The organism is Ruegeria sp. A5 (assembly GCF_056543005.1).
In genome coordinates this window covers 1-26,591 of record NZ_JBQGAV010000014.1, presented here as the reverse complement: position 1 = coordinate 26,591, position 26,591 = coordinate 1, and the positions used below count along the sequence as shown (strand labels likewise).

The following is a 26,591-nucleotide window of genomic DNA, read 5'->3' as shown; positions in this document are numbered from 1 at the left end:
GTGTTGTTATTGCCCGCGCCTACGCAGTGTCATGTTTTGTATTTAAGTGATTTTCTTTTCGCTCTTTCAGCAGGTTCGTCAACCAATCCGGGTCCATCTCGGGAACCGAACTTAGCAGCAGCTTTGTATAGTCCGGGAAGGGTTCGGATAGAACGGTATTCTTCAATCCCTGCTCGACGACTTGACCATTCAGCATCACAACAATCTCGTCCGAAATAGCCTCGACCGTGGCAATGTCATGCGTGATGAACAGATAGGAAATTCCGCGCTCCTTTTGTAGGCGCATCAGCAATTGCAGTATGCCTTCCTGCACAATCTGGTCCAGTGCGGACGTCACTTCGTCACAAATAATCACCTCAGGGTCGGCGGCCAGAGCGCGAGCAATGCAAATTCTCTGTTTTTGTCCGCCGGACAATTCGCTGGGAAGACGATCATAGAAGTCTTCCGACAACTCGATGGCTTCAAGCAGTTCGATGACCCGGTCCTCCTGCGCCCGGCCCCGCAGACCATGATAAAATTCCAGCGGACGTCCAATGATTTCGCCTACGGTTTGACGCGGGTTCATCGCGGTATCGGCCATCTGATAGATCATCTGAATTCTGCGCAGCTGATCACGGCTGCGGTTTTTCAGTTCGTTTGGCAGGACCTCGCCATTGAACGTGACCTGCCCGCTTGTGGCGGGCAGCAAGCCGGTGATCACCCGCGCCGTGGTCGATTTACCAGATCCGGATTCGCCGACAATCGACACCGTGCGCCCCCGCGGCAGGCTGATTGACACATTGTGCAACACCTTGGCGCTCTTGCCATAGGCCGCATCCACACCGTCAATTTTAAGGATGATATCATCCGAAGTCTCGGCTTGTTTTTGCAACAGACGCACGGACCAGAGGGATTTGGTATACTCTTGCTCGGGCGCAGACAGCATTTTGCGCGTTTCCGCCTCTTCTACCTCTTCTCCATAGCGCAGCACCTTGATCCGGTCCGCCATCTGCGCGACCACCGCCAGGTCATGGGTTATGTAGATTGCGGCGGTATGAAATTCTTCGACGATCCGGCGCATAGCAGTCAGAACTTCGACCTGGGTCGTCACATCCAGCGCAGTTGTCGGTTCGTCGAAAATGATCAGATCGGGACGGGGTGACATCGCCATGGCTGTCATGATCCGCTGTAACTGGCCACCGGAGACCTGATGCGGATAGCGGTCACCAATCGTTTCGGGATGCGGTAACGACAACGAGGCATAAAGCGCGCGGGCATCCTCACGCGCGACATTCTCGGGTTGCAGTCCTTCGCGCACCGTTGCAGCAACGGTCTGATCCAACAACTTATGCGCCGGGTTGAACGACGCAGCCGCCGATTGGGCCACATAGGCTATCCGCGATCCCCACAGATGCTGCAGCGCGTGGTCGTCCAGATCCCGCAACTCCTGCCCCTTGAACCGGATCGAACCGCCCGTGATACGACAGCCGGGCTGCGTGTATCCCATAGCCGCTTTGCCCAGCGTCGACTTGCCCGCGCCACTTTCGCCTATCAGGCCCAGCACCTCACCGCGCTTCAGGGTCAGGTTGACACCTTTGATGATCGGATTCCACTTTTCGTCCGAGAACCCCTCGATACGGATGTCGCGCATATCCAGTAGAAGGTCAGTCTCAGTGTTCATCGCGTAATCCACTTGTTTTGTGCAAGAACCAGTCGACGACAAAGTTGACCGCCACAGTGATCAACGCGATCGAGGCAGCGGGCAGCAGCGGCGTGATCCCGGCCTTGAAATCATATTTGGCGAACTGGATCAGGTTGGCGGTCTCGCGCACCATTGTGCCCCAATCGGCGGTGGGGGGCTGAATACCGACGCCCAGAAAGCTGAGCGCAGCGATGGTTAGGAAAACGAAACAGAATCGCAGCCCGAACTCGGCCACCAGCGGAGGCATGATGTTGGGCAAAATCTCGCGACGCATCACCCAAGGCAGTTTTTCGCCGCGCAGCCGGGCTGCCTCGACATAATCCATCACTGCCACGTTCACCGCCACAGCGCGAGTCAGGCGGAACACGCGGGTTGAATCCAGAATCGCAATAATCAAAATCAACGACAGCGCCGACGAGCCGAAAATCGACAGCAGCATCAGCGCGAAAATCAGGCTGGGAATGGCCATAAATACATCTACGCCACGGCTGATCAATTGATCCAGCCAACTGCGGTTAATCGCAGCGATCAGCCCCAGACCACCTCCAATGAAGAACGCCAGCAGCGTAGTGACAAAAGCGATACCAATGGTGTTGCGCGCACCATAGATCAGCCGCGACAGGATATCACGCCCGATCTGGTCGGCACCCAGCCAATGCTCGGACGACCAGGGTGCGTAAGGCGTCGGGAATACCTCGGCCTCACCATAAGGCGCGATGACCGGCGCTCCGATTGCCATGACTAGATAGAACAGGATCACAAACATGCCGAAAATTGCTGTCGGCGGCGCTTTCTTCAGCTCGATCCAAATACGCTCGCGCTTGCTGCGACGGGTCCGCACGCGACCCACCTCGGCGGCGGCTGAATATGTCTTGCTTGTCTGGCTCATTTTGGGTGCAGAAGCCTCGGGTTGGTGACGATTCCAATGATGTCGGCAATCAGGTTCAGAAGGACATATGTGGCGGCGAATATCAGGGCGCACGCCTGAACCACCGGGATATCGCGCGAGCTGACCGCATCGACCATCAGTTGGCCGACGCCGGGATAGACGAACACCACCTCGACCACGACCACTCCAACTACCAGATAGGCCAGGTTGAACGCGACCACCGTTAAAATTGGCGCCCACGCATTGGGCAGCGCGTGATGCAGAACCACGCGGCGGGCGTTCTCTCCTTGCAACCGCGCCATCTCGACATAGGGTGAAGCTAGAAGACTGATCAGCGAAGCCCGCGTCATACGCATCATGTGCGCGACGATTACAAGTGTCAGTGTAAGCGCAGGTAATATGCATTTGACGATCCGCTCGACCAGCGGCATCCCTAGCTCCACATTGGCCAACGACGGCAACACCGGCCATAGCGTTCCGAACAGCAAAATCAGGATATAGGCCACGAAGAACTCGGGGAAAGAGATCGCCGTCAAGGTGCTGGCGCTGGCCAGCTTATCATAGCGCGAATTGCGCCACAGCGCGGTGGTGATGCCCAGAAACAGCGCTAGCGGAACCGAGATCAGCGCCACCATACCCGCAAGAAACAATGTGTTCCATAAGCGCGGTGCGACCAGTTCCACTACCGGACGTGATCGATCCACACCCGAACTCGCCCGACCTGAGAACGACGTTCCCAGATCCCCGGTCGCCAACGCACCGATCCAGTCGAAATATCGGATATAGGCAGGTTTATCGAGGCCAAGCTCGGCCCGGAACGCCGCCACCGTTTCCTCAGTCGCGGCCTGGCCCAGTACAGCCTCACCGAAATCGCCGGGCAGCATTTGGATTGAACAGAAGATAATGATGGAAACGACAACTAGGGTCACTACGCCAAGTCCCAGGCGTTTCAGTATAGTCACCAGAACCGGATGCATCTGAACTCCTTGCGTCTGCGGGGCTTCATTCGGCGGGTGCGCGCAGTCTAGACAGATCATCTCCGCAACACTGACAAAGAAAACATGACCTATGTCCCCGTTTTCTTCGTTTGTTGAAGCCGTACAGCCGAGTGATCTTCGCTTGGACGTTCGGAACGGGCCTGCGTGCTGCGGTTCAAAGAACATTGTGAACAACAGGTTCAACCAGGAGGCCCCAAATGAAAAAGCCCGGATCACATTTCCTGTCCTCTCAGATGCAGAAACTGCAGAGCGGTCGGGTTTCACGTCGCAGCTTCATGTCAAGCGCACTGGCTGCAGGCCTTGCCGTTCCAGCAGCATTGAGCCTATCCGGACAAGCACTTGCGCAGGTCCCCAAAAAAGGCGGAGCGATCAAATTTGGCTTTGGCAGCGGTTCGACCACCGACTCGTTAGATCCAGCAACCTATGAAGGTACGATCAACACCGCTGTCGCCTATCTGTTCGGCAACAACTTGGTCGAAGTAGATGCAAGCGGCAATTTGGTGCCCGAACTCGCGACCGAGTATTCCTCGGACGACGCGATCACTTGGGTATTCACCCTGCGTGAAGGGGTCGAGTTCCACAATGGCCAAATCCTTAGCCCTGCCGATGTCATCGCCACTATCGACCACCACCGTGGCGAGGGATCGAAATCTGCGGTAAACGGCTTGGTCGCCCAAATCAAATCAATGCGCGCCGATGGCAACAACGTGGTGTTCGAGCTGGAATCAGCCAATGCCGACTTCCCATACATCCTGTCGGACTATCACTTGGTCATAATGCCTTCGACCGATGGCAAATTGACCGACCCGCAATCCGGTATCGGCACCGGTGGCTATATCATTGAGGTGTACGAGCCGGGCGTGCGGGTAAAGGCGCGCCGCAACCCGAATTACTTCAAACAGGATCGGGCCCATTTCGATGAGGTCGAGTTCCTTACTATCATCGACCCGACTGCGCGCCAGACTGCGCTGATGAACGGATCAGTCCAGGCAATCGACCGGGTCGATCCCAAGACGGTCGCCCTGTTATCGCGGGCACCACATATCAACATCCTCGAGAAAACCTCGACCCTGCATTACACGATACCAATGCGGGTCGATGCCGCGCCCTTCGACAATTACGATCTGCGCATGGCGCTGAAGCTGGCAGTCAAACGCCAGGAACTGGTCGACAAGATCCTGTTGGGTCATGGCTCATTGGGCAACGATCATCCGATCTCGACCGCCAACCGCTATTTCGACGGCGATCTACCGCAACGCGAATTTGATGCTGAAAAGGCCACATATCACTATAAGAAATCAGGCCATAGCGGCGCGCTGCAGCTGTCATCTTCAGACGCGGCATTTGCTGGCGCAGTAGATGCGGCTCAATTGATCGCCGCATCCGCGGCCGAAGCAGGTATTGAAATCGAAGTGGTTCGCGAACCCTCGGATGGCTACTGGTCGAATGTCTGGAACAAGAAACCCTGGTCATTCTCATACTGGTCGGGCCGCCCGACCGAGGACTGGATGTTTGCATCGGCCTATACCAACGACACCGAATGGAACGAGACCGCCTGGCGCACAGGCGAAGCCGCCGATCGCTTCAACGCCATCGTGGTCGAGGCCCGTGCAGAGCTGGACGACGCCAAACGCCGCACTCTGTATGCCGAAGCGCAGACTTTGGTTCATGATGATGGCGGTGCGATCGTTCCGATGTTCGCCAATCATATCATGGGTGTTGCCAAAACCGTCGCCCAGGGCGAGATCGCCGCGAATTGGGAAATGGATGGTGCCAAAGCCCCTGAACGCTGGTGGCTTGCCTGATCGCGCGCTCTCCGTCTGGTGGCCCGTGTCGGCAGATTTCTGGCCTGCAGAGACGATAGATGTCGCTTGCAGGCCTTTCTGTCGTAATCCAGCTTGCTGCCGCTATCTTGAAACTGCACATTTCGCCCATGACACAGACTGACATTCCGAATCCTACGGACCGCCGCGCAACCGGCTGTGATCTTGTGATCCTTGCATAAAGCAGGGCCTCGGGCCTTTTGCTTTACGCTGCGATTACAGAAATTTCGGAAGACCTCATGACAACTCAAACGCTGCGCCTGGCCATCGATATTGGCGGCACCTTCACCGATACGGTCCTTGTCTCTGGCGAAGAGACAATCCTGGCCTCCACCAAGACCCTGACCACCCATCAGAACCCTGCCGACGGCGCCATGGAAGGGGCCGCGCGAGTAATGCAGCAATCGGGCCGGACGCTGGATCAGGTGACCGGCTTTATCCACGGCACCACCCTGGCGACCAATGCGCTGATCGAACGTCGCGGCGCGGTGGTGGCGACGGTGACCACCGAAGGCTTTCGCGACATCCTGGAAATCGCGTATGAGCGGCGTTATTCGCAATACGATATCAACCTCGAGAAGCCTGACCTGCTGGTGCCGAGCGAGCGTGCGCTGACCGTGCGCGAACGCATGTCGGCGGGTGGTCAGGTATTGATCGAGCTCGAAGACTCGGCCATCGACGCACTGCTGGCCGATATCGACGCGAGCGGCGCAGAGGCCATAGCGATCTGCCTGATGCACGCCTACGCCAACCCCGCCCACGAACGCCGCCTGCGCGATGTGCTGGCTGAGAAGCGGCCCGGTCTGACCGTCTCGATCTCGTCCGAGGTCAGCCCCGAGGCGCGCGAGTTCGACCGGCTGTGCACCACCGTCGCCAACGCATATATCCAGCCGCTGATGCAGACCTATCTGACCCGTTTCGTCGACCGGTTCGAGGCCGAGGGCGTGACCTGTCCGATCCTGATGATGACGGCGGGCGGCGGCATGTGCACCGTGCGCACCGCCGCGCGTTTTCCGATCCGGCTGGTGGAATCCGGCCCCGCCGGAGGGGCCATTCTGGCCGCCCGCATCGCCGCCCGCACCGGGCTGGATCAGGTGCTGTCCTTTGACGTTGGCGGCACCACCGCTAAGCTGTGCCTGATCGACAAGGCCCGCCCGCAGACCTCGCGCCAGTTCGAGATCGCCCGCGCCGCGCGATTCATAAAGGGCTCGGGCATGCCAGTGCGCATCCCGGTGATCGAGATGATCGAGATCGGCGCGGGCGGTGGCTCCATCGCCGGGGTGGATCGGTTGGGACGCCTGATCGTGGGTCCGAAATCGGCGGGGTCTGAACCCGGACCCGTGGCCTTCATGCGCGGCGGCACCGAGCCCACGGTGACAGACAGTGACATTACGCTGGGCTACATCGTGCCCGACACATTTGCCGAGGGGCATATCAAGCTGGACCCCGAAGGCTCCAAACAGTCGCTGAGCCGGGTGATCGGGTCGAAACTAAATCTCGATGCCGTTGGCTCAGCCGACGGCGTCAGCCGCATCGTCGACGAAAGCATGGCCAGCGCGGGCCGGATGCACGCGGTGGAATCGGGCAAGGATCTTGGACCGCGCACGATGATTGCCTTTGGCGGCAACGGGCCGTTGCATGCCAGCCGGGTGGCACGATCCGCCGGGGTTAGCCGCATTGTAATCCCGCCCAATCCGGGCGTGGGGTCTGCCGTGGGCTTCCTGTTCGCACCCGTTTCGTTCGAAATCGTCCGCTCGCGCTATTCGCTGTTGGACAGCATGGACATGGATGAGATCAACGCGATGTTCGACGCAATGATTTCCGAAGCCAAAGGCGTGGTTGCCCAGGGCGCGGGCGATGCCCCGACCGAAACACAGCGCACCGCCTTCATGCGCTACAACGGTCAGGGTCACGAGATCGAGATCACTCTGCCCGACCGGCATCTGACGGCAGACGATATTGCACCGCTGACCACCGCCTTTGAGGAAGAATATCGCAAGCAGTTCTCACGCCCGGTGCCGGGGATGCAGATTGAGATTCTCAACTGGGCGGTGCGCGTCGCGACCCTTGACAGCGCCGTGCCACCAGTGCCCGCTACACCTGCATTGACGACCTTCACCGCACCCGACACTCGCCCGATTACCTGCGATGTGGACGGCGCGCTGAAACAGGCCGCCTTCGTGGCGCGGGCCGATCTGAAGTCCGGCGACCATGTGCGCGGCCCGGCGCTGATCCACGAGCCGCAGACCACCACGCTGGTCTCGACTGATTTCTCGGCCCATGTGGACGCCATAGGAAACCTCGTCCTGGTTCAGGACCAGAAAGGAGGCGCATGATGGCGACCGATCTTTCCCCCGCCCGCCTACAAGTGATGTGGAACCGTTTGCTGGCAGTGGTCGAAGAACAAGGCCAAACCCTGATCCGCGCCGCCTTTTCGCCCATCGTGCGCGAATGCGGCGATATCTCCGCCGGGATCTTCGACGTCAACGGCCGGATGCTGGCACAGGCGGTAACCGGCACGCCGGGCCATATCAACACCATGGCCGAAGCGGTGCAGCATCTGCGCGCCGCCTTCCCGGTTCAGACCATGAAACCGGGCGATATCTACATGACCAACGATCCGTGGCTGGCCTCGGGGCATCTGAACGACTTCCTGTTGATGATGCCCGCGTTCAAGGATGGCAAGGTGGTGGGCTTTACCTCGTGCACCTCGCATCTAGTTGATCTGGGTGGTCTGGGCATGGGCCCCGAAGGCTCCGACATCTATGACGAGGGGCTGCTGATTCCGCCCTGCAAACTGGTCGAGGAAGGCACCCCAAGCGCGCTGCTGCTGGACATCATCCGCGCCAACAGCCGCGAGCCCATCGCCAACGAGGGTGACATCTATGCCCTGATCGCCTGTTGCGAGGCCGGGGTGAACCGGCTGGTTGCGATGATGGAAGAGTTCGGCCTGACCGATCTGGATGCGCTGGGGTCCTATATCATCGACACTTCGCGCCGTGGCACGCTTGAGGCCATCGCCGAGGTGCCCGAAGGTATCTACAAAAACGTCCTGAAAATGGACGGCTATGAGAATGAGCTGGAACTGCACGCCGCGCTGACCGTCAGTAAATCGGGGATGCATGTGGATTTCACCGGCACCTCGGGCTGTTCGCGCAAGGGCATCAACGTGCCGCTGAACTATGCCACCGCCTATACGGTGTTCGCGCTGCGCTGCATCGTCGGCTCGGACATCCCCAACAATGCCGGATCGCTGGAGCCGTTCACCGTCGACGGCCCCAAGGGCTGCATCCTTAACGCACAGCGCCCAGTGCCGGTCGCGATGCGGCACACGCTGGGTCAGGTGACACCCGATCTGGTGCTGGGCTGTCTGCATCAGGCACTGCCTGATGCAGTGCCCGCCGAGGGCGCAAGCTGCATGTTCGACCTGCCCATGCGCCACGCCCCCGAGGTGGCCCGCGACGGTGGGCGCGAATTCGCAGTGGAACCGGTACATAATGGCGGCACCGGTGCACGGCCGCATGCGGATGGTCTGTCAGCCACCGCCTACCCCTCGGGCGTGTTCGGTTCGCAGGTGGAGATCACCGAAAGCGTCGCGCCGGTGACCATCTGGCGACGCGAGCTGCGCGCGGATTCCGGTGGCGCGGGCAAGTATCGCGGCGGGCTTGGGCAGCGGATCGAGATGACATCGGCCAACGGCGCGCCCTTCATCGTGTTCCTGTCGGTCGAGCGGCTGAAATTCCCCGCCCTGGGCCGCATGGGCGGTCAGCCCGGCGCGCCGGGGCGCATCCGGTTCCGTGATGGCGACAGCGACATTCCCGGCAAGGGAGAGCTGCGGGTCGAAGGTGGCGATTACCTGATCTTCGACACCCCGGGCGGCGGCGGTTTCGGCGACCCGGCAGACCGCGACCCCGACGCGCTGGCACTGGACCTCAAACGCGGTCTGGTCAGCGCCGAGGGCGCCAAAGCCTACGGAGGTGACGCATGATCCGTCCGGTTTCTCATGTCGGCGCCATGGGTGCCTATGCGCTGGCCGATCTGGGTGGTGAAGGCACCATCTCGCTGGCGCAGAACGAAAGCGCCTTTCCGGCCAGTCCGTCCGCCGTGGCGGCCGGGCAGGCAGCGCTGGCTGATCTGACGCTCTACCCCGATCCCGAATGGCCCGACATGCGCGCGGCCATTGCCGGGGTACACGGGGTCGACCCGGCGCGGGTGCTGTGTGGCGCGGGCTCGATGGAGCTGATCGGCTGCCTGATCCGCGCCTTTGCCGGGCCCGGCGATCACGTGCTGGGCACGCAATATGGTTATGCCTTCGTGGCCTCGGCCACGGCGCAGGCGCAGGCCAAATACGTCGCCGCGCCCGAGGTCGATCTGACCGTATCCGTCGACGCGGCTCTGGCCGCCGTCACCCCGGCGACCCGTATCGTGTTTGTCTGTAACCCGGGCAATCCCACCGGCACCCTGATCCCGAACACCGAAATCACCCGCCTGCGCAACGCGCTACCCGGCGACGTGCTGCTGGTGGTCGATCAGGCCTATGCCGAGTTCGCCGATGCCGCCAACGATCCGACTGAGGTTTTCGGGCTGGCGGACCGGGGAGATACCGTTATCACGCGCACCTTCTCCAAGGCTTACGGGCTGGCCGGGGCACGCGCCGGGTGGGGCTATTTCCCCACCGACATCGCCAGAGAGCTGCGCAAGCTGTTGAACCCCAACAACATCTCGATTGCCTCGCAGGCTGCGGCAGCGGCGGCGATGCGCGATCAGGCGCATATGCGGGACGTGGTCGCGAAAACGGCAACCATTCGCGATCGGTTCGCGCAGGACTGCCGCGATCTGGGGCTGATCGTGCCGGACAGCCACACCAATTTCGTGCTGATCCACTTTGCCTCGACCGAGCAGGCGCAACAGGCCGACGCCGCGCTACGGGCCGAGAAACTGCTGATGCGCGGTATGGGCGGCTATGGTCTGTCCGACTGCCTGCGCGCCACGATCTGCAACACACCGGTGATGGATCGCTGTCTGGCCGTTCTGAGAAAGGTAACGTCATGAGCCACGAAACGCGTACCCGGGCCAAGATCGGCGTTCTGGTGCCCTTCACCAACACCAACCTCGAGGCCGATATGGCCTTGATGCGCTGCCAGGACACCACCGTGCATTTCCAGCGCATGGGTGGTTATGATGTCGATGAAATCCCCGGTTCTGACCAGATGGCGGGGCTTGGGGCCTCGGACATCAGCCACGATTTGCGGATGATTTCGGGCGTGCGGCCAGATGTGGTGCTGTACGGCTGCACCTCGGCCACGCTGACCCATGGGCCGTCATTCGACGCCGATCTGGCGCAGCAGATCAAGGCCGGATCGGGAGCGCAATCGCTGACAGCCGCCGGATCGCTGATCGCCGCCATTCAGGCGCTTGGGGTGACGAAAGTGGGCTTTTCCTCGCCCTATCTGGGCGAAATCAACACGCAGGCGATGGATTTCATGGCCGCAAACGGCATCGAAACCGTGCGCTGCGCCGATGTTGGCCGCGAGCTGGGCAATTACGGGCAGGGAGAGCTGACCCCGGACGAGGTTTACGACCTCTCCTGTGAGGCAGACCACCCGGACGCGCAAGCCGTCGTGCTCAGCTGCACCGACATGCGCGCAGTCGAGGCCATCGCGCAGATCGAGGACACGCTGGACAAGCCGGTAGTGACCTCAAATCAGGCGATGATGTTCTGCATGATGCGGGCGCTGGGTCTGCCACGCCACGAGGCGCTGCCGGGCCGGTTGTTCGATCTGCTGTAACCGAACCGGGGCAGCGGTCGACCCCCCTGCCCCGATATTCCATCAGGGTTCGCCGCTGCCGATCTCTTCCTTGCGTTTTACGATATAGGCATCCAGCTCCTCACGCACGGAGGGATCCATCTCGGGCATCTGATACTCGCGTAGCGCCTGCTGCCAAACCTCGGTGGCGCGTTGCAGGGCGTCCTTGGCTCCGGCCGCCTCCCAGTTTTCATAGTTCTGCCAGTCGGACAGCATCGGTTTGTAGAACGCGGTTTCATAGCGTTCCATCGTGTGATCGACGCCAAAGAAATGGCCGCCAGTGGGCACCGATTTGATGGTGTCCAGGCCCAGTTCATCCGTGTTAAATTTCATCGGTTTGAGGAATTCCATCATGTTCTGGATGATCTCGATATCCATAACGAATTTCTCGTAAGATGCGGTCAGCCCGCCTTCAAGCCAGCCGGCGGCATGATAGACGATATTAGCCCCTCCCAGAACCGCGCCCCAGGTGGCCATCATCGTTTCGTATGCCGCCTGCAAATCCACCACGTTGGACGCATTTGCATTCGATGTCCGGTACGGAATGCCATAGCGCCGCGCCAACTGCCCGCCGACAATATTCGCCTTGGCATTCTCCGGTGTACCAAAGGCCGGAGCCCCAGATTTCATGTCCACATTCGAGGTGAACGAGCCATACATGACAGGCGCTCCCGGGCTGACCAACTGCGTCAGCACCACACCGAACAGCGCCTCGGCGTTCTGTTGCGCCAGCGCGGCAGGCAGCGTGACCGGTGTCATGGCCCCCATCAGAGTGAACGGCGTGACCGTCACCGGTTGACCATACTCGGCCATCGCGATCAGGCCGTCACCCATGGCATCGTCGAACAGGCGCGGAGAGTTCACCGAAATGATTGTGATCACCCCCGGATCGCCGCGCATGTCCTCGGGTTTCTGACCGCGCGAAATCGCCATCATGTTGATGCCATCCATCGCCCGCCCGCGCCCGATAGCGGTGCAGTGAAAGCTCAGGTCGCTATAGCTCAGGTTGGCGTTGTAGGTGTCCAGATGGCGGTTGTTGGCGGGCATTTCGATCGGGGCCATCACCTGATTGCCGATCAGATGGATAGCGTTGAAGTGATGCGCCAACCGGATGAAGTTGCAATAGTCATCATAATTACCCTGACGGCGGCCATTGATACAGTCATGTACGTTCGGCGGCCCGGCAACCAAACCAAAATTCACATGATCGCCGCCCAGCGTAATCTGTTTCGCGCGGTTGCGAGAGGTCAGCGTGAATTCCGAGGGCACCGTTTTCAACGCTTCGGCGACAATGGTTTCGTCCATACGGATGGTCTTGGTGTCGCGGTCTACGATGGCCCCCGCGCGTTCGAAAATGTCCATAACATTGTCGCCCATCACCCGGATACCGGCCTCGGACAGAATGCGCATCGAGGTTGTATGCAGCTGATCCATCTGTTCAGGGTTCAACAGCTCGAACGGCGGATAGCTGTTGCGCACCTGTTGCCAGGGCAGCTGTTCGATTCCCGCCGCCGCGCGCCCGGATTTGCCGCGTCGCCCGCCGCTGCGTCTGTCTCGTGCCATTGACCTAGTATCCCCGTTGTGGATTTACGATGTTGTTCAGCACCTCGCCCTTGCGATAGCGCATCAGGTTCTCGGAAAACATGCGGACCGATTTCAGATCCCAGCCGTCATAGACCGAGCTGCAGTGCGGTGTGACGATCACGTTGTCCAGTTCCCAGAACCTGTGCCCCTGAGGCAGCGGTTCGGTAACGAACACGTCCAGCGCCGCGCCTCTGATCCGGTTCTGTTCCAGCGCGGCCAGTAGAGGTGCTTCGTCAATTACCCCACCTCGCGAGACGTCGATTATCACCGTCGTCGGTTTCATGGCGGCGAAGGCCTCCGCCCTGACCAGACCGCGCGTGCTGTCCAGCAGTGGTACGCAAACGACGATAAAGTCAGCGCGTGGCCAGAGATCGGGCAAAACCTCCATCCCGTGTACCTCGTCCACGTTGGGGGTCAGTTTCGGGCGGGCCCGTACACCGATTGTGTTCAGCCCCATGGCTTTGGACCGTGCCGCAACAGCCTCTCCGGTTTTGCCAAGGCCGATGATCAGCACCGTCTTGCTGTCGATGGGCTCGACTTTGCCGCCGATCCAGTCCCGCCGCGCCTGCGCGGCACGAAAGCCCGGGAAATCCAGCGTGAAATGCAGCATCGCCCCCAGCGCATATTGTGCCATCATATCGGCGGCGACCCCGGCGGCATTTGTCACCGTTACCTCATCAGGGTTCCAAGGGTTCAGGTGATCGGTGCCCGAGCCGCCGACCGAAGCCCATTTGATTTGCGGGTTCTCGACCAGTGCTGCGCGTGGAAAGCCGGGGGTGCCCGCAAAGCGAACGGAATATACAACCTCAGCTCCTGTATCCTCGATCAAACCCGTGAGCGCCTCATAGCTGTCGCAGGTGTGGATCGGCAGATCGGGATGACCTTCAGCAAGAACCGCACGGGCAGCGTCGGGGTTATCGGTGTGCAAGATCACGGTGGGGGATTTCATGCGGGTACCTCCGGTTGGAACTCAGCGCTGGCAATGGCTACCGCGTTGGCGAAAAAAGCAGTGGCGGCGATGTCGAAAAGGACATCGAACCCCACACCTTTGCGGTCGTTGCGCCATGTGATTGCCTCGACATAGCCCACGCGGGTCTGGGCGATCTTTCCCACTGGAAAGGCACCGGGCGACAGGTCGACCGGGCAAATCTTGGCCAGCAGATTGAACAGGCGCGGGCCGGTCAGGTGCATCATGGCCCAGGTTTCCTCGCGCCAGGAATAATAGCCCTTTGGCGTGGCGGCGACCTGCCACCGGGCATACAGGTCGGCAGGCGCATCCAGTACCACCACCTCTTCCTGACCCAGACGCAGAAGGCCATCGGCGGTTTCGTTGACGTCTGGCACCTTCAGGCCCTGCGATTGCAAAAACGCCACGGTGCCTCGGCCCTTGAGGCCAAAACGCGGCGTATGGGTCAGGTCCTGCACGATAATCTGCCCGGAAACCAGTGGTGTGCCTTCAGCAGCGCCCTTTGGATCAAGCGGATAGGTTCGCATCATCACACCTCCTGCCGTTTGTTTTCAGGATCAAAAAAGGTGTGGCCGCGCACAGTTGTTACGACGCGCTTGCCATTGCGGCACTTCACTTTGACCTGCGATCCTTGCGTAGCGTCATCACCATGCACATATGCCAGCGCGATATGAGTGTTCAGCGTCGGCGACCACAGGACCGAGGTCACATGCCCCACCGGTACATCGTCCCTCAGTACCAGACAGCTTTCCCCCGGTACATCTGGCCCGTCGAATGTCAGCCCGACCAGCTTGCGCGGCAGGCCTTTGTTTCGGCGCATCTCGGTTGAGCGCTTGCCCACGAAAAACGGCTTGGTCTTCGAGATCGCCCATTCGAATCCCAGCTCATCGGGCGAGGTCAGCGCGTCAGTGTCCTGACCAATCAGGATATGGCCTTTCTCCAACCGCAGAATCCGGCTGGCTTCCAGCCCGTAAGGGCGCAACTCGTGCGCGTGACCCACCGTCATCACCGCATCCCACAGGGTGTGGGCATAGCTGGTGGGGCAGTGCAGCTCGTAGCTCAACTCGCCGGTGAACCCAATCCGCATGGCGCGCACCGGCACCCCGGCCACCATGCCGCTACGTCCGTCGAGATAGGCAAAGCCATCGCGCGAGAAATCGATGTCGCTGTCCAGCGCTTCGACTACGGAGCGCGCCTTGGGACCGGTAATGTTGAAGCCCGAGAAGGCCGAGGTGACGTTCAGCACATCCACATCCAACCGCCACTGCGCATTCCAGAACAACATATCCGAATAAACCCGCGCCACGGCCCCGGTGGTGGCGGTGACATAGAACAGATCCTCGGCCAGTCGATACGCCACGCCATCGTCGATCACCGTGCCCATTTCGTTTGTCATCAGGCAGTACCGGCAACGGCCCACAGGCTGCTTTTTGTAGGCCATGGTGTAAATGCGGTTGAGGAATTCGCCCGCATCCGGGCCACGCACCTCGAGCCCGCCCAGAGTTGAAACATCCAGCACGCCGACCCCATTGCGCACCGCATGCACCTCTTCTTCGATGAGGCGCTTGGCGTCTTGTTTGGGGCCGTAGAAATAAGGCCGCCACCACGCTCCGACCGGGCGCATGTCCGCCCCCAACCGGATATGTTCGTGATGCAGCGCTGTGCGCCTGTCTGCCGGGTGATGATGACCGGACAGCACGCCCAGCGTTTCGGGGCCAAAGGGCGGACGGGCCGTAGTCACGCCGATCTGCCCGATGGTGCGGTCGGTCGCCTTGGCCACCACCCGGGCGGTGGCCAGCGCCGAGTGCCGCCCTTGTGACGGCCCCATACCGACGGTGGTAAAGCGCTTGATCAGCTCCAACTCGCGATAGCCTTCCTTAACCGCGTTTTGCAGGTCCTTGATTTGAATATCCTCGTCCCGGTCGACAAAATCCTTGCCCTTGGGATGCCCGGCGATTGCAGGTTCGAAATTCGTCAACGCAGCCTCGACATCTTCGACCTGCGCGATGTCGCGGGTTGGCAGCCCCAGACGAGTCAACGCCGTCTGTGCCGCGCGTTGCGCATCGGCTACCACCGCATCAGGCGCAAAGACTCCGGCAACACCCCCGGCAATGCCCAGCGGAGCGTCTGGCAGAGACAGGGAAAACCGCGCCGCCGTTTCATTGTACCCAAGTTTCGCGCCAGCATGACAGGGCAGTTGCCACATTGGCGCATAGCCGACCGAAATCACCAACAGATCGCAATCCATCCAGTCGCCGCCGACCTTTACGCCGGTAACATGGGTCTTGCCACGCGCCTCGCCCACGGTGCCGTGAATGACACGCGTCCCCCTTGTTGACAGTAGCTGGCCAAGCTCGCCGCCGCTGCCGCCGGGGCGCGGATCAACCACCGCCGCCAGTTCTACGCCTGCGTCCAACAGATCCTGCGCCACCCGATAACCGTCGAGATTGGCGGCCAGAACCACCGCGCGCTTGCCCGGATTCACACCATAGTGCCGCATAAGCCGTTGCGCACCAGTGCCCAGCAAGTTGCCCGGCAGGTCATTGTTTCGGAAGATCGCGGGCTGTTCGATGCAGCCGGTGGCCAGCAGAGCCTCGCGCGCGCGCGTCTTGAACAGCTTGTTGCCCCGGATCAGCGGCAGCCAGTTGTCCTCGAACCAGCCGTTCACCACTGTACCGGTCATGATGCGGAGGTTCGGCAGGCTTTGCACTCTCGCCAGCAGGTCGGACAGCCTGTCGGCATCGCGGCCATAGGTCAGCGCACCGCCCAAGACCGGCTCCTGCTCGGCCAGGATGACGTCAGCCCCGGCTTCGGCGGCTTCGATGGCGGCGGTCAACCCGGCCAGCCCGCGCCGACGACCAGCAGATCGCAAAACAGGTTGGCCTTTTCGTAGTCTTCATGCGGTGCGTTGATATCCAGAACGCCCAGCCCCGCCTTCTTGCGGATCAGCGGCTCCCACAGTTTCAGCCAGCTATTGCGCGTCGGGCCCATGAAGGTGCGATAATAGAACCCCACCGGCATGAATCGCCCCAGCTTGTCCATGAATGCGTCGCGGTCTCGCGCCAGTGATCCGTTGACGTTCTGCGCCTTAACTTGCAGCCCTGCCGAAATCGGATGCCGGTCGGCCTGCACGTTCGGGTCCGAGGGCAGTTGCACCAGCGTATCGGCCTCGGTGCCCGCCATCGACATCGCACCGCGCGGTCGGTGGTATTTGAACGAGCGCGACAGCATCCACTTCCCCTGCCCGGCCAAAGCCGAGGCGATCACATCACCTTCGTATCCCTGAAACGCCTGCCCTTCAAAGCCGAACGATACCGGCGCATCTCGATTGATCCTGTTGCCCCAGGGTGCGGGAAGTCGGGCCATCACCTTTGCTCCAGCTCTGAGGGGTCAAAAGTGCGGATCACCTCGTTCGTGGTGGCGTTGCGCTCGGCCAGAAAGAAATAGTTCGAGGGCACGTGCCGCCACCATTCCACCAGCGTTCCACGTGAATTGTTGGCACGGAACAGGTGACGTGCCCAGTCCTGATCGCTGGTTGCATCCGGGTCGGGGTTGGCGCGCAGGGGGCCGAAGCTCTGGAATTCATTAATATTGCGGGGCCCGTTCATCGGGCAGATCAGGATCTTCATGTCAGTGGCTCGCGGCAGTTGCGCCCATTTCATTGAGCAGATCAAAGGTGGCGAAACGCTCCATTGTGAAGGGTTCGAGTATCGGCGCGACCTTCTGGTTGGCGATGGACTGCGCCATGTACTTGCCCGCCACCGGAGTGGCTTTGAACCCCCAGGTGCCCCAACCGCAATCTAGCCATAGGTTGGACAATGGGCTGGCACCCATGATGGGTGAGTAATCGGGCGTCATGTCGGTAATCCCGGCCCATTGTCGCAGCAGACGCACCCCGTGCAGGAACGGGAACAAATGTACCGCGCCTTCGGCCAGATGTTCTTTCATGTCCAGTGTCGAGCGGGTGGAATACAGCTGATAAGGGTCCGAGCCACCGCCGATCACGATCTCGCCTCGCGATGACTGCACCAGATAGGTTTGCAGGCTGACCGAACTGACCAGCGTGTGCAGCCACGGTTTCAGCGGCTGCGTGACCATCGCCTGCAACGGATAGCAACGGATCGGCAATTCTACCCCGGCTTTCATCGCCATATCGTAGTTCATGCCCCCGACAGCAATCATCACCTGCCCGGCACTGATATCACCGCGATTGGTGCGCACTTTTGTGATCTTGCCGCCGGCAGCGTCGAACCCTTCAACCTCGGTACGTTGATGAATTTCCACCCCGCGCCTACTGGCTTGCGCTGCATAGCCCCAGGCCACCGCATCATGCCGCGCAGTGCCTCCATCGGCGTGCCACAAACCGCCGATGATTTCCAGCGGCCCGCCCTCATCCATATTCAGATGCGGGGACAGGTCCTTGACCGTCTGTGCATCAACGACCTCGATCCGGGTGCCCGCGTGTTTACCCATCTCGGCCCGCAGATGGAACGAGCGTAGCGTCGCCTCGGTATGGGCCAGCGTCAGTTGACCGCGCTGGCTGAACATGACGTTGAAATCCAGCTCTTCGCTCATCTCCCCGTAAAGCTGCACACCTTCCTTGTAGAACGCGATGCCCTCTTTGGTGATGTAGTTCGAGCGGATGGTAGTGGTGTTCCGCGCGGTGTTGCCGCCCGCCAGATAACCCTTTTCCAGCACAGCCACATTGGTGATGCCGTGATACTTTGATAGGTAGTGGGCACAGGCCAGTCCGTGGCCGCCACCACCTACGATGACCACATCGTAACTGGATTTAAGCTCTGGCGTGGCCGGAATGTCTCCGGTGACAGGGTAATCGGCGGATAGCCCGTATTTCAGCAGCCTTAGCGGCATTTTTGTTGTCCTGATTTCAGCGGTTGTCAGCGGCGTCATAAATCAGCGCGCCGAGATCCGAGAATTTGGCGTCCGGCGACTGCAACCCCAGAACCGCGTCGCGTATGGCGGCGGCACGGCTGACCCCCAGCGGTGGAGTGGCGAACTCCATGAACTTGGCAATCACGTCGTCACGGTCCATGGGTGCCTCGGGCCCGCCGCGCGCGTGGACGTCGCCCGACGCCAGTTCCCGCCCATCCGTCAAGGTCATGACGACATCAGCAACGCGGCTTTGAGGAAAGCGGTCGGAATGGCGCGCGGTCTCGGCCACCGAGATACGGTCGACAATCGCCGCGACCAGCGGATCGGAGAGGCCCGCGCCGGTGATATGCTCGACCCCGATACGGCCGTGCGCGACCATCGTCGCCACAGCGAAGGGCAGCGAATACTGCGCCTTCGAAGTGTCATCCGGCATACCCTGAAACAGGCAGGCACTTTCGTGGAAAGTGTTCACCTGAATCGCGGCAATGTCCTGATGAGACAGGCCATATTCACGCATCAGCGCCCTGGTGGCGTCGATCGCTGCATGGGCCCAACGACAGATCGGATAGGGCTTCACATATTGATTTTCCATCTGCCAGAAGCTGCCCAGATCCCGCCAGTGATGCGCGACCTCATCCGCCTCTATGGTGATCGCCGGCGCGCCGGTAAATCCCTTCTCGGCCAGCACTGCCGAGGATACACCCACCAGCGCGCCCCAGCCCGAGCCGTCATGCAGCATGGTGGGGTTGGCAATCTCGCGCATCATTTGACTGCGCGGCCCGTGATATTCGGCGATGCCCATGGCCTGCCGCATCCGTTCTGCGCTCAGCCCGCGCAGACGGGCGGCAACGGCCACAACTCCCAACGCGTTCCATGCGCCGGAAGTGTGGTAGTCGCTGACTGTGTCATGCAACGAAATCCCGGCGCGCCCGGCGATTTCGTATCCAATAGTTACGGTCGCCAACGCCTCGGGGCCGGAAAAATCCGCGACCGTTTCCGCCAAAGCCGCCAGAGCCGGCACAACGGCAACACCGATATGGCCCTTGGTGGGGTTATAGCCGTCATGGCCATCCAGATTATCGGTCTGAGTCGCAGCGGCATAAGCCGCGCCGGCAACGCTAACCTTGCGGCCATCGAACAGCATCCGTGCGCTAAGGCCCGGATCGCCCGCACCGTAAAGCGCCACTGCGCTGTCACGCGCGATCTGACCGGCCTGCATCGGTCCGGACCCGATGGTGATCCCCAGCGTGTCCAGCAGCATCAGTGCTGCCGCTTCGAGCGCGCTGTCGGGGAAATCCTGCACCCTTCGATTTAGCGCAAACTTTGCGATAGTTTGAAATGTGTTGGTCACGATGCCCTACAGATGAGGTTTCGGGTTCGGCCAAAACCTAAGTGTGTTTGCCCATCGCAGCACGAAAACAATACGAGGGCAATGGCCCCGGAAAATTTGTAGCTTTGGCTCCGCTCCATTGTAGCATATGAACCAGATCAATTCCCGCCGCGAAACAGGATTCCCGGCGCACCACCCATCCGCCCGCCCAGGAATATGTCGCCATGATGAACCTGCCCCACCTGATCTTCCTGCGATCCTTCGAGGCCGCCGCCCGGTACCTCAGCTTTACCAGCGCGGCAGATGAGCTGAACTGCACCCAATCGGCCGTCAGCAACCATGTGCGTTCGCTCGAAGAGTTTTTGCAGCGGCCTCTGTTCGTGCGCCATGCCCGGTCATTGTCGCTGACCGACGTGGGCGAGGCGTATCTGCCTTCAGTGCGGCATGCTCTGCATGAGATTGACGTGGCCACACAATCGGTCATCCAGCGGTCACACACCCGCAAAGTCGTCGTGTCTTGCCCGGTCAGCCTGGCCGAGAATTGGCTACCGGACGTAATCCGGGGCTTTAGCTACCAGCACCCGGATATCGACCTGACGGTACACGGCACCGTCTGGATTGATGTCGAGCCGAACGTCTCGGACATTTCGATAACGGTCAATCATATTGACGATGTGACGGTGGGCGCACGGCAGCTGTGGGCCGAAAAGCTTGCGGTCGTGTGTGCGCCCGAATTCACAGTCAATGGCGCGCAGCTGACCGATCCGGCGCAACTGCAAGAGGCACCTCTGATCCATATTTTGGGTCGTCCAGCTTATTGGGAACGGGTCGCACGTCATTTTGATCTGGCAGACCTGAACCAGAAGGAAGGGCTGCGGACCAACGCTTCAAATCTGGCAATGGAGATGGCGGCGCAGTCGTTGGGCTGCGTCGCTCTACCCCGCTCTTTGGCCGGGTCTTATGTGGACCGGGGGCTGCTGATCGAACCGTTCGAATTCGATTTGGACAGCCCCTGGGCCTATTTCGTGCGTCTCAAGGAAAAACCCGTTTCACCGTCGGTCAGGCTGTTTCAGGACTGGCTGCTAAACGCCGCCGCCAGCATGAACCGCTGACCTGCAACGGGGCTGCTCAGGCAGCCCCTTCCAGTGCCGGTTTAACATCACGCAGGCGGTTTCCATCCGGGTCAAAAGGAGGCTCGGACAGGATTTTCGCTTTATGGGGCTTGCCAAGGATGAACACTTCGACCGTATCACCAGATTGCGCGACCTCAGGACTTATATAGCCAAGCGCTAGCGATTTGCCGACCGAATAGCCGTATGCACCGGATGTCACGCGGCCAACCGGGGTACCATCCGGGGTAAAAATCGGCTCACCGCCGGTAGCGTCGGCATCCTCGGAGACTTCGACCTCGAAGATTGACAGCACTTCGCGCGCGGCGTTGTCCTTGACCGACAGATACGCATCCTTGTGCAGGAAATCCTTGTCTAGCTTGATCAGGCCCGCCAGCCCGACCTCTTGCGGCCAGTATTCCTGCGAATACTCACGGCCCCATGAGCCATAACCTTTTTCGATCCGCAACGACCCCAGCGCGCGGCCGCCAACGGGGCCGCCATCCAGCAGCTTGGCCGCATCCAGCAGCGCAGCGTACAGGCGGGTCTGATCTTCTTCGGCGCAGTGCAACTCCCACCCTAGATCGCCGGTAAAGCTGACGCGGATGGCCAGACAGGTGACACCTGCAACCTCGATTGTGGCCGAGCGCATAAAGCGGAACGCCTCGTTCGACAGGTCTGCATTGGTCAGCCGCTGCAGCAGGTCACGCGCTTTCGGACCGGCGACGTTGAACCCTGCTATGCGGTCGGTGGCGACTTCGAAGGTTGTGTCCTTTGGCAGGTCGATCATGTTGAAAAAGCGTTGATGATAGCGCTCGGCCATGCCCGATCCGATCATCATGTATTCGTCATCGGCCACCTTGGTTATGGTGAAATCTCCAGCCACGCCGCCACGGACAGAGATCAGCGGCGTCAGGCAAGACCGCCCAATCACGGTCGGTACGCGGTTGGCGACCAAGCGATCCAGCCAATCTTGCGCACCGGGTCCTTTGATGATGTAGTTCGCAAAATTCGATATGTCGATGACGCCCACATTCTCCCGCAGCATCTGTACCTCACGTCCCACCGGCTCCCACCAGTTCTGGCGTGTGAAGCCGTTGGTTTCCTGCACGCCGGGCTGATCGGCGAACCATAGGGGATGCTCCCAGCCGCAGTTCAGACCAAAGACACAGCCCATGTCTTTCTGCATTTCATAGGCAGGGCGGACTCGGGCGGGGCGACCTGCACTACGCTCCTCGTTCGGGAAGTGGATGGCAAAACGGTGGGTATACTGGTCCTCAACCCGTGCCTTGGTGAATTTTTTGTCGGCCCAGTCGCCGAAGCGGGCCAGATCCCATGCAAACATGTCGTATTGCGGCTCGCCCTCGATCATCCACTGCGCCGCCAGCAGGCCCAGACCACCCGATTGCGAGAAACCCGGGATCAGTCCGCCGCAGAGGAAATAGTTCTTCAGTTCGGGCACCGGACCCCACAAGGCGCTGGAGTCCGGAGACCAGATCATCGGCCCGTTGATCACCCGTTTGACCCCTGCGGTGGCGGCAACTGGCACACGTTCGGTAGCGCGGATCACGTTTTCCATGATCCGATCCAAATCGTCGGGGAACAGGTCATGGGCAAAGTCCAGCGGCGTGCCGTCCTCGGCCCAGAACTTCATGTCCTTCTCATAGGCCCCGATCAGCAATCCGTTGCCTTCCTGACGGAAATAGTACTCGCCATCCCGGTCTGCAATTGACGGAAGGCGACGGCCCAGATTGGCAACTTCTTCGATGGATTCAGTCACGAAGTACTGGTGCTCGGTCGGTTGCAACGGCAGAGTCAGCCCCGCCAGCGCCGCAACTTCGCGGCCCCAAAGACCAGCGGCATTCACCACCCATTGCGTGTGAATATCGCCCTTTGCGGTACGCACGATCCAAGACCCGTCGGGTTGCTGATCCGTACCTAGCACCGGACAGAACCGTTCTATGGTTGCTCCCATGGCGCGGGCACCGGCAGCATAGGCGTGGGGCACGCCCGAGGGATCCACATTGCCGCCATCGGGTTCATACATGATGCAGCGGATATCGTCGAACTGCGCCAGCGGGTGCAGTTCCTTGGCCTGCTCGCGACTGACCTCGTGGAAGTTCAAACCATAAAATTTAGCCTTGGCTTCCTGCAGGCGCAGCTGATGCTCACGTTCTTCGGTTTGCGCTAAATAGAGCGAACCTGGCTGGAACACACCGCAGCTTTGACCGGTTTCCTGTTCCAGCTCTTTATACAGATTCATCGTATAGTGCTGGATGCGGGTAATATTGTTGTTGTCATGCAGCCCATGAATGTTGGCCGCCGCGTGCCAGGTCGAGCCGCTGGTCAGTTCGTCCCGCTCTAGCAGGACCACATCGGTCCAACCCAACTTGGCGAGATGATACAGAATTGAACAGCCGGCTAGGCCGCCGCCGATTACAACCGCTTGCGCATGCGTTTTCATGTGCTTACCCTCTCAAATGCCTCAGGCGGCGATGGTTTTCATTGCACCCAGAAACTGGGCCACTTCGGCGACGCTGTTGTAGTGGCACATCGAAACACGCACGCAGCTGTCCATGCCAAGCGGTGTGAGGATGTTGCCCGAATAGTGATCGGCCTTGCGCAAATGCGTACGGATGCCTTGTTCGTTCAGTTGCTTGACCACATCGACCGACGGCACGCCCTCGACCTGCAGTGACACCAGCCCCTCGCGTGCTGGGTTATCGACACCGCCCAGAATGGTCACCTTCTCCATCTCGGCCAGCCCGGGCAGGTTGCCGGTTCCGTGGATCATCGCATCAGTCAGCGCTTTTTCCTGCTCATGGATCGCCTCTCCGGCAGCAACGAATTTTGCGCGCCGGTCGGTGGCGTCGCTGACCTGTGCGCCCAACCATTCGAAATAGCTGATTACGTCAGACATTGTAGCGTAAGAGCCGGTATCGCGCGTCCCCATTTCCCAATTGTCGGCGGGGCCGTCGATCAAGCTGTTATGTGGCAGCTTGGTCAGCCGGTCAGAAATCCAGGCCACCCCGTAACCATGGCGCGAGAACACCTTGTAGGGCGAGATCACATAGCCATCGACATCATAGGCGGTCAGGTCGATCCGGCCATGCGCGGCGTGCTGGATACCGTCGATTATGATGAAGCAATTGGGCGCAACGGCGCGGATCTCGGCAGCCACAGCCGCTACATCCACGCCCATACCGGTCACCGGCGAGGTGTGCACGATAGTCGCAACCTTTGTGTCCGGCGTTACCTGCGCCGCATAAGCATCTGCGGTGACGGTGCCTGTGGCGTCGTCATGGACCACCAGAACATGATCTTGCCCGGCCACCCCGGCCCAACGCGTGCAAGCGCTTCGGGTCGCGGGATGTTCCAGCGTTGTGCCAAGTACCCGACCAGTGGCGGTGCCCAGACAGGCGTTCATGATCAAACGAAACAGCAGCTCGGTCCCGCTTTCACCGACAAAGAACTGGCCACCGGGGGCGTTCATGAACACGGCCATATCTTCTTTGGCCTTGTTGATTACCCGCACCAGTTCGTGACTTCCCGGGTTGTCGCGGCCCTGATTGTCAGGGATCGCAGCATAAGCCTGCGAGGTGCCCACAACCGAATTCAGCGTCAGCGCCCCACCCGCGTTTTCAAAGAAAATACGCGGTCCCTGCTGCGGGCAGTGGTCAACCTGCGCAAATCGGGCACGGATTTGTTCAAGCAATTCTGGAGTGATCTTGGTCATCGGGAACCATTCCTGCGAAAATGTCATTCTGGCAAGATATATGCGCCCTTTTGCAAAACTACTCACAAAAAAACTTGGGGCATTGTGGGTGGAAATTGAGACCATCGAGCCAAGAGAGCTCAGCCACAAGAACAATATGGTTCGCGAATTTCAATTTCGTCGGCCCGATCACACCCTCGCGCATGCCTTCGCTCGGTTGCGAAACCGCTGGTCAGGCCGACGGTCTGTAACCTGAGCGTCGCTTTAGAGACATCGCCTTGCAAAAGAAGTTTGAGCTAATGCAGGACGGCTTGGATCCTGCGAAGCTACTGATTGCTACCGACTTGGACACCAATCGCAGTGGCCATGCTGTTCTAGTTTGTCGCTCGAGTGATGGCGATTTGATTCTGGACAGTGTCACCAACAGGATCAAATCGTGGAAGGAAACGAGGTATCTTTTCCTACGAATACAGGACCCAAATCACCCTGATCGTTGGGTACAGGTTTCTAGCGGCTAAAAACAATGTGGCGCGCCCTCGAGACGCGCCACAATAAAATTTTGGTCCTGCGACTATTGGTTGTTTCGCGGCAACCCAAGTTTAGGACACCGCTTCAAACTTTGGTCAAGTTTTCGCAGCGTTGTACAAACGCGGAGTCACCAGACCTGTACTGTTCAAACCGCGCATTGCCTTGGCTGCCGCAAGCACTGCCAGATCAGCAATCGGCTCAATGACAATTACCAGCATATAAGCGCCGCCAAAGGACAGAACCGACGCCATGGTTTCTGCGCCGAAACCCTGGCCGTAGAAGGCCCAGAACCCAACCCATGCGACTACTCCTCCCTGATACGTCGCACTTAGGGCAAGAGCTTGGCCATATTTGAGGTCAACATATGCTGTGCCGGGTGCGATGATGCGGCTGGCCAGTGCCTGTAGCGCAAATAGCGGCACCAGCAGAGTGGTCAGGTTGATGAAGTACTGCGGAAGATCGAACGGGGCAAAAAACACACCCTGAATCAGGAGACCAGCTGCCAATCCAAAAGCCGCGGGTGCAGCACCGAGAAGCAGAAACAGCGTCGACCCCAGGATGAAGTGGACTTCAGAGACACCAACCGGGAAATGCGGCAGGACTTCGAAGAAAAGGAAAACCCCAACGGTGGCGAGCACCGAGCGCATAACAAAAGATGCAGGTCCATTCGCACGCAATGTGGAAAACGTTTCTTTCGCTGCGTAAGTAGCCGCACCTGCGGCGGTAACATAGGAAAGCGCGATTTTGGCACCATTCACGATGCCCGGTTCGATATGCATGTTCTTTCTCCCTACCGCCTCACCCGGCGGCTTGTCAGGTTGAATCGACCACAAGGCCGACAGGTTCAGTCTGGGCATAGCCCGGCGCTTTACGGCAGGTCTCCTGACTCGCGGGTGCTCGCTCCGCCAACCTTCCCGGTTCCATTACGAACCAGTGGTGTCTTGGCATCGCTCTCCGCTCACAGTTGCGGGGGCAGTTACGGAATTGGCGCCATTGAAAGCACCGAACCGTATTCCCTTTTAATCCTTTTGGCTTCCGCCATCAGGAACCGAAAACAAATCACCGCTACAATGGCGGCTTCGCCTGTGTCAATTGTCTTTGCGACCTATTCCAATGTAAACTCGACCGAAGCAGGATTCACGCAACCGGTCACTTGATCGACAGGGTAAACCAAGCGTTACCTGAAACCTCTTGAAGCTCTAGCTGCTAGAGGCTTTAAGACTCAAATTTGATCGCAAAAATGCGATGCAAATACATTCAACTTGTG

21 protein-coding genes and 1 riboswitch are annotated in these 26,591 nt (G+C 59.9%); of the genes, 7 read left to right on the top strand and 14 right to left on the bottom strand.

From position 1 onward, the window contains the following. Nucleotides 1–19: 19 nt before the first annotated feature. From ACR0AY_RS20570 to ACR0AY_RS20560, 3 genes are read right to left on the bottom strand one after another with little or no spacing between them, the layout of a single operon-like run. Nucleotides 20–1,660 (bottom strand): ABC transporter ATP-binding protein, encoded by a 1,641-nt coding sequence (locus ACR0AY_RS20570; RefSeq protein ID WP_170511618.1) that lies wholly within the window; start codon nucleotides 1,658–1,660, stop codon nucleotides 20–22. Then, entirely contained in the window at nucleotides 1,650–2,570 is a 921-nt protein-coding gene (locus tag ACR0AY_RS20565) for an ABC transporter permease (protein ID WP_170511616.1), read from the bottom strand. Before ACR0AY_RS20565 ends, ACR0AY_RS20570 begins: the two co-directional genes overlap by 11 nt. Further along, nucleotides 2,567–3,547 carry an ABC transporter permease gene (locus ACR0AY_RS20560; protein ID WP_170511614.1) on the bottom strand — a complete coding sequence of 327 codons (981 nt, stop codon included), beginning with the start codon at nucleotides 3,545–3,547 and terminating at the stop codon, nucleotides 2,567–2,569. Before ACR0AY_RS20560 ends, ACR0AY_RS20565 begins: the two co-directional genes overlap by 4 nt. A gap of 218 nt (nucleotides 3,548–3,765) precedes the next feature. Here ACR0AY_RS20560 and ACR0AY_RS20555 point away from each other — a divergent pair, with 218 nt between their 5' ends. From ACR0AY_RS20555 to ACR0AY_RS20535, 5 genes are all read left to right on the top strand, one after another. Further along, nucleotides 3,766–5,373 carry an ABC transporter substrate-binding protein gene (locus ACR0AY_RS20555; protein WP_170511612.1) on the top strand — a complete coding sequence of 536 codons (1,608 nt, stop codon included), beginning with the start codon at nucleotides 3,766–3,768 and terminating at the stop codon, nucleotides 5,371–5,373. 257 nt (nucleotides 5,374–5,630) lie between these two features. After that, the gene (locus tag ACR0AY_RS20550) at nucleotides 5,631–7,727 is read left to right on the top strand and encodes a hydantoinase/oxoprolinase family protein (RefSeq protein ID WP_170511610.1); all 2,097 of its coding nucleotides are present in this window, start codon (nucleotides 5,631–5,633) and stop codon (nucleotides 7,725–7,727) included. Next, nucleotides 7,727–9,379 (top strand): hydantoinase B/oxoprolinase family protein, encoded by a 1,653-nt coding sequence (locus ACR0AY_RS20545; RefSeq protein ID WP_170511608.1) that lies wholly within the window; start codon nucleotides 7,727–7,729, stop codon nucleotides 9,377–9,379. Before ACR0AY_RS20550 ends, ACR0AY_RS20545 begins: the two co-directional genes overlap by 1 nt. After that, on the top strand, nucleotides 9,376–10,443 hold the full coding sequence (locus ACR0AY_RS20540) for an aminotransferase class I/II-fold pyridoxal phosphate-dependent enzyme (protein WP_170511606.1): 1,068 nt from the start codon (nucleotides 9,376–9,378) through the stop codon (nucleotides 10,441–10,443). Before ACR0AY_RS20545 ends, ACR0AY_RS20540 begins: the two co-directional genes overlap by 4 nt. Then, complete coding sequence (locus tag ACR0AY_RS20535; RefSeq protein WP_170511604.1) at nucleotides 10,440–11,180, top strand: aspartate racemase/maleate isomerase family protein; 741 nt, start codon at nucleotides 10,440–10,442, stop codon at nucleotides 11,178–11,180. Before ACR0AY_RS20540 ends, ACR0AY_RS20535 begins: the two co-directional genes overlap by 4 nt. 42 nt (nucleotides 11,181–11,222) lie before the next feature. Here the strand turns inward: ACR0AY_RS20535 and ACR0AY_RS20530 are convergent, their stop codons facing one another. The 8 genes from ACR0AY_RS20530 to ACR0AY_RS20495 are packed head-to-tail and all read right to left on the bottom strand — an operon-like array spanning nucleotide 11,223 to nucleotide 19,993. Further along, nucleotides 11,223–12,761, bottom strand: coding sequence for a trimethylamine methyltransferase family protein (locus ACR0AY_RS20530; RefSeq protein ID WP_170511602.1), 1,539 nt, complete (start codon nucleotides 12,759–12,761; stop codon nucleotides 11,223–11,225). Nucleotides 12,762–12,765: 4 nt separating this feature from the next. After that, nucleotides 12,766–13,731 carry a D-2-hydroxyacid dehydrogenase gene (locus ACR0AY_RS20525; RefSeq protein ID WP_170511600.1) on the bottom strand — a complete coding sequence of 322 codons (966 nt, stop codon included), beginning with the start codon at nucleotides 13,729–13,731 and terminating at the stop codon, nucleotides 12,766–12,768. Continuing rightward, nucleotides 13,728–14,276 (bottom strand): aminomethyltransferase family protein, encoded by a 549-nt coding sequence (locus tag ACR0AY_RS20520; RefSeq protein WP_170596374.1) that lies wholly within the window; start codon nucleotides 14,274–14,276, stop codon nucleotides 13,728–13,730. The genes ACR0AY_RS20525 and ACR0AY_RS20520 overlap by 4 nt, the downstream gene beginning before the upstream one ends. 2 nt (nucleotides 14,277–14,278) lie before the next feature. Beyond that, entirely contained in the window at nucleotides 14,279–16,621 is a 2,343-nt protein-coding gene (locus ACR0AY_RS20515) for a glycine cleavage T C-terminal barrel domain-containing protein (protein WP_480454536.1), read from the bottom strand. Beyond that, nucleotides 16,582–17,115, bottom strand: coding sequence for a 2Fe-2S iron-sulfur cluster-binding protein (locus ACR0AY_RS20510; RefSeq protein ID WP_480454535.1), 534 nt, complete (start codon nucleotides 17,113–17,115; stop codon nucleotides 16,582–16,584). The genes ACR0AY_RS20515 and ACR0AY_RS20510 overlap by 40 nt, the downstream gene beginning before the upstream one ends. After that, the gene (locus tag ACR0AY_RS20505) at nucleotides 17,115–17,378 is read right to left on the bottom strand and encodes a sarcosine oxidase subunit delta (RefSeq protein WP_170511596.1); all 264 of its coding nucleotides are present in this window, start codon (nucleotides 17,376–17,378) and stop codon (nucleotides 17,115–17,117) included. The genes ACR0AY_RS20510 and ACR0AY_RS20505 overlap by 1 nt, the downstream gene beginning before the upstream one ends. A 1-nt stretch (nucleotide 17,379) precedes the next feature. Next, the gene (locus ACR0AY_RS20500) at nucleotides 17,380–18,621 is read right to left on the bottom strand and encodes an FAD-dependent oxidoreductase (protein WP_170511594.1); all 1,242 of its coding nucleotides are present in this window, start codon (nucleotides 18,619–18,621) and stop codon (nucleotides 17,380–17,382) included. A 16-nt stretch (nucleotides 18,622–18,637) separates the two neighbouring features. Then, nucleotides 18,638–19,993 carry an MmgE/PrpD family protein gene (locus tag ACR0AY_RS20495; RefSeq protein ID WP_170511592.1) on the bottom strand — a complete coding sequence of 452 codons (1,356 nt, stop codon included), beginning with the start codon at nucleotides 19,991–19,993 and terminating at the stop codon, nucleotides 18,638–18,640. Nucleotides 19,994–20,196: 203 nt separating this feature from the next. Between ACR0AY_RS20495 and ACR0AY_RS20490 the strand changes: the two genes are divergently transcribed. After that, nucleotides 20,197–21,084: a LysR substrate-binding domain-containing protein gene (locus tag ACR0AY_RS20490; RefSeq protein WP_170511590.1), complete on the top strand. Its 888-nt coding sequence runs from the start codon at nucleotides 20,197–20,199 to the stop codon at nucleotides 21,082–21,084. A 16-nt stretch (nucleotides 21,085–21,100) separates the two neighbouring features. Here the strand turns inward: ACR0AY_RS20490 and ACR0AY_RS20485 are convergent, their stop codons facing one another. Next, nucleotides 21,101–23,545, bottom strand: coding sequence for an FAD-dependent oxidoreductase (locus ACR0AY_RS20485; protein WP_170511588.1), 2,445 nt, complete (start codon nucleotides 23,543–23,545; stop codon nucleotides 21,101–21,103). Between the two features lie 21 nt (nucleotides 23,546–23,566). Beyond that, entirely contained in the window at nucleotides 23,567–24,817 is a 1,251-nt protein-coding gene (locus tag ACR0AY_RS20480) for an aminotransferase class V-fold PLP-dependent enzyme (protein ID WP_170511586.1), read from the bottom strand. 257 nt (nucleotides 24,818–25,074) lie between these two features. On the opposite strand from ACR0AY_RS20480, the gene ACR0AY_RS20475 reads away from it, so the two are divergent. Next, nucleotides 25,075–25,314 carry a transglutaminase-like cysteine peptidase gene (locus ACR0AY_RS20475; protein WP_480454534.1) on the top strand — a complete coding sequence of 80 codons (240 nt, stop codon included), beginning with the start codon at nucleotides 25,075–25,077 and terminating at the stop codon, nucleotides 25,312–25,314. A 105-nt stretch (nucleotides 25,315–25,419) separates the two neighbouring features. Here the strand turns inward: ACR0AY_RS20475 and ACR0AY_RS20470 are convergent, their stop codons facing one another. Further along, nucleotides 25,420–26,103, bottom strand: coding sequence for an energy-coupling factor ABC transporter permease (locus ACR0AY_RS20470; RefSeq protein WP_170512128.1), 684 nt, complete (start codon nucleotides 26,101–26,103; stop codon nucleotides 25,420–25,422). Nucleotides 26,104–26,179: 76 nt separating this feature from the next. Continuing rightward, nucleotides 26,180–26,392: riboswitch (cobalamin riboswitch) on the bottom strand. Between the last annotated feature and the right edge of the window lie 199 nt (nucleotides 26,393–26,591).

Excerpts from the sequence above, each read along its gene's own strand:
- ACR0AY_RS20570 (WP_170511618.1), bottom strand. The coding sequence starts at position 1,660 with ATGAACACTGAGACTGACCTTCTACTGGATATGCGCGACATCCGTATC.
- ACR0AY_RS20565 (WP_170511616.1), bottom strand. The coding sequence starts at position 2,570 with ATGAGCCAGACAAGCAAGACATATTCAGCCGCCGCCGAGGTGGGTCGC.
- ACR0AY_RS20560 (WP_170511614.1), bottom strand. The coding sequence starts at position 3,547 with ATGCATCCGGTTCTGGTGACTATACTGAAACGCCTGGGACTTGGCGTA.
- ACR0AY_RS20555 (WP_170511612.1), top strand. The coding sequence starts at position 3,766 with ATGAAAAAGCCCGGATCACATTTCCTGTCCTCTCAGATGCAGAAACTG.
- ACR0AY_RS20550 (WP_170511610.1), top strand. The coding sequence starts at position 5,631 with ATGACAACTCAAACGCTGCGCCTGGCCATCGATATTGGCGGCACCTTC.
- ACR0AY_RS20545 (WP_170511608.1), top strand. The coding sequence starts at position 7,727 with ATGGCGACCGATCTTTCCCCCGCCCGCCTACAAGTGATGTGGAACCGT.
- ACR0AY_RS20540 (WP_170511606.1), top strand. The coding sequence starts at position 9,376 with ATGATCCGTCCGGTTTCTCATGTCGGCGCCATGGGTGCCTATGCGCTG.
- ACR0AY_RS20535 (WP_170511604.1), top strand. The coding sequence starts at position 10,440 with ATGAGCCACGAAACGCGTACCCGGGCCAAGATCGGCGTTCTGGTGCCC.
- ACR0AY_RS20530 (WP_170511602.1), bottom strand. The coding sequence starts at position 12,761 with ATGGCACGAGACAGACGCAGCGGCGGGCGACGCGGCAAATCCGGGCGC.
- ACR0AY_RS20525 (WP_170511600.1), bottom strand. The coding sequence starts at position 13,731 with ATGAAATCCCCCACCGTGATCTTGCACACCGATAACCCCGACGCTGCC.
- ACR0AY_RS20520 (WP_170596374.1), bottom strand. The coding sequence starts at position 14,276 with ATGCGAACCTATCCGCTTGATCCAAAGGGCGCTGCTGAAGGCACACCA.
- ACR0AY_RS20510 (WP_480454535.1), bottom strand. The coding sequence starts at position 17,115 with ATGGCCCGACTTCCCGCACCCTGGGGCAACAGGATCAATCGAGATGCG.
- ACR0AY_RS20505 (WP_170511596.1), bottom strand. The coding sequence starts at position 17,378 with ATGAAGATCCTGATCTGCCCGATGAACGGGCCCCGCAATATTAATGAA.
- ACR0AY_RS20500 (WP_170511594.1), bottom strand. The coding sequence starts at position 18,621 with ATGCCGCTAAGGCTGCTGAAATACGGGCTATCCGCCGATTACCCTGTC.
- ACR0AY_RS20490 (WP_170511590.1), top strand. The coding sequence starts at position 20,197 with ATGATGAACCTGCCCCACCTGATCTTCCTGCGATCCTTCGAGGCCGCC.
- ACR0AY_RS20485 (WP_170511588.1), bottom strand. The coding sequence starts at position 23,545 with ATGAAAACGCATGCGCAAGCGGTTGTAATCGGCGGCGGCCTAGCCGGC.
- ACR0AY_RS20480 (WP_170511586.1), bottom strand. The coding sequence starts at position 24,817 with ATGACCAAGATCACTCCAGAATTGCTTGAACAAATCCGTGCCCGATTT.
- ACR0AY_RS20470 (WP_170512128.1), bottom strand. The coding sequence starts at position 26,103 with ATGCATATCGAACCGGGCATCGTGAATGGTGCCAAAATCGCGCTTTCC.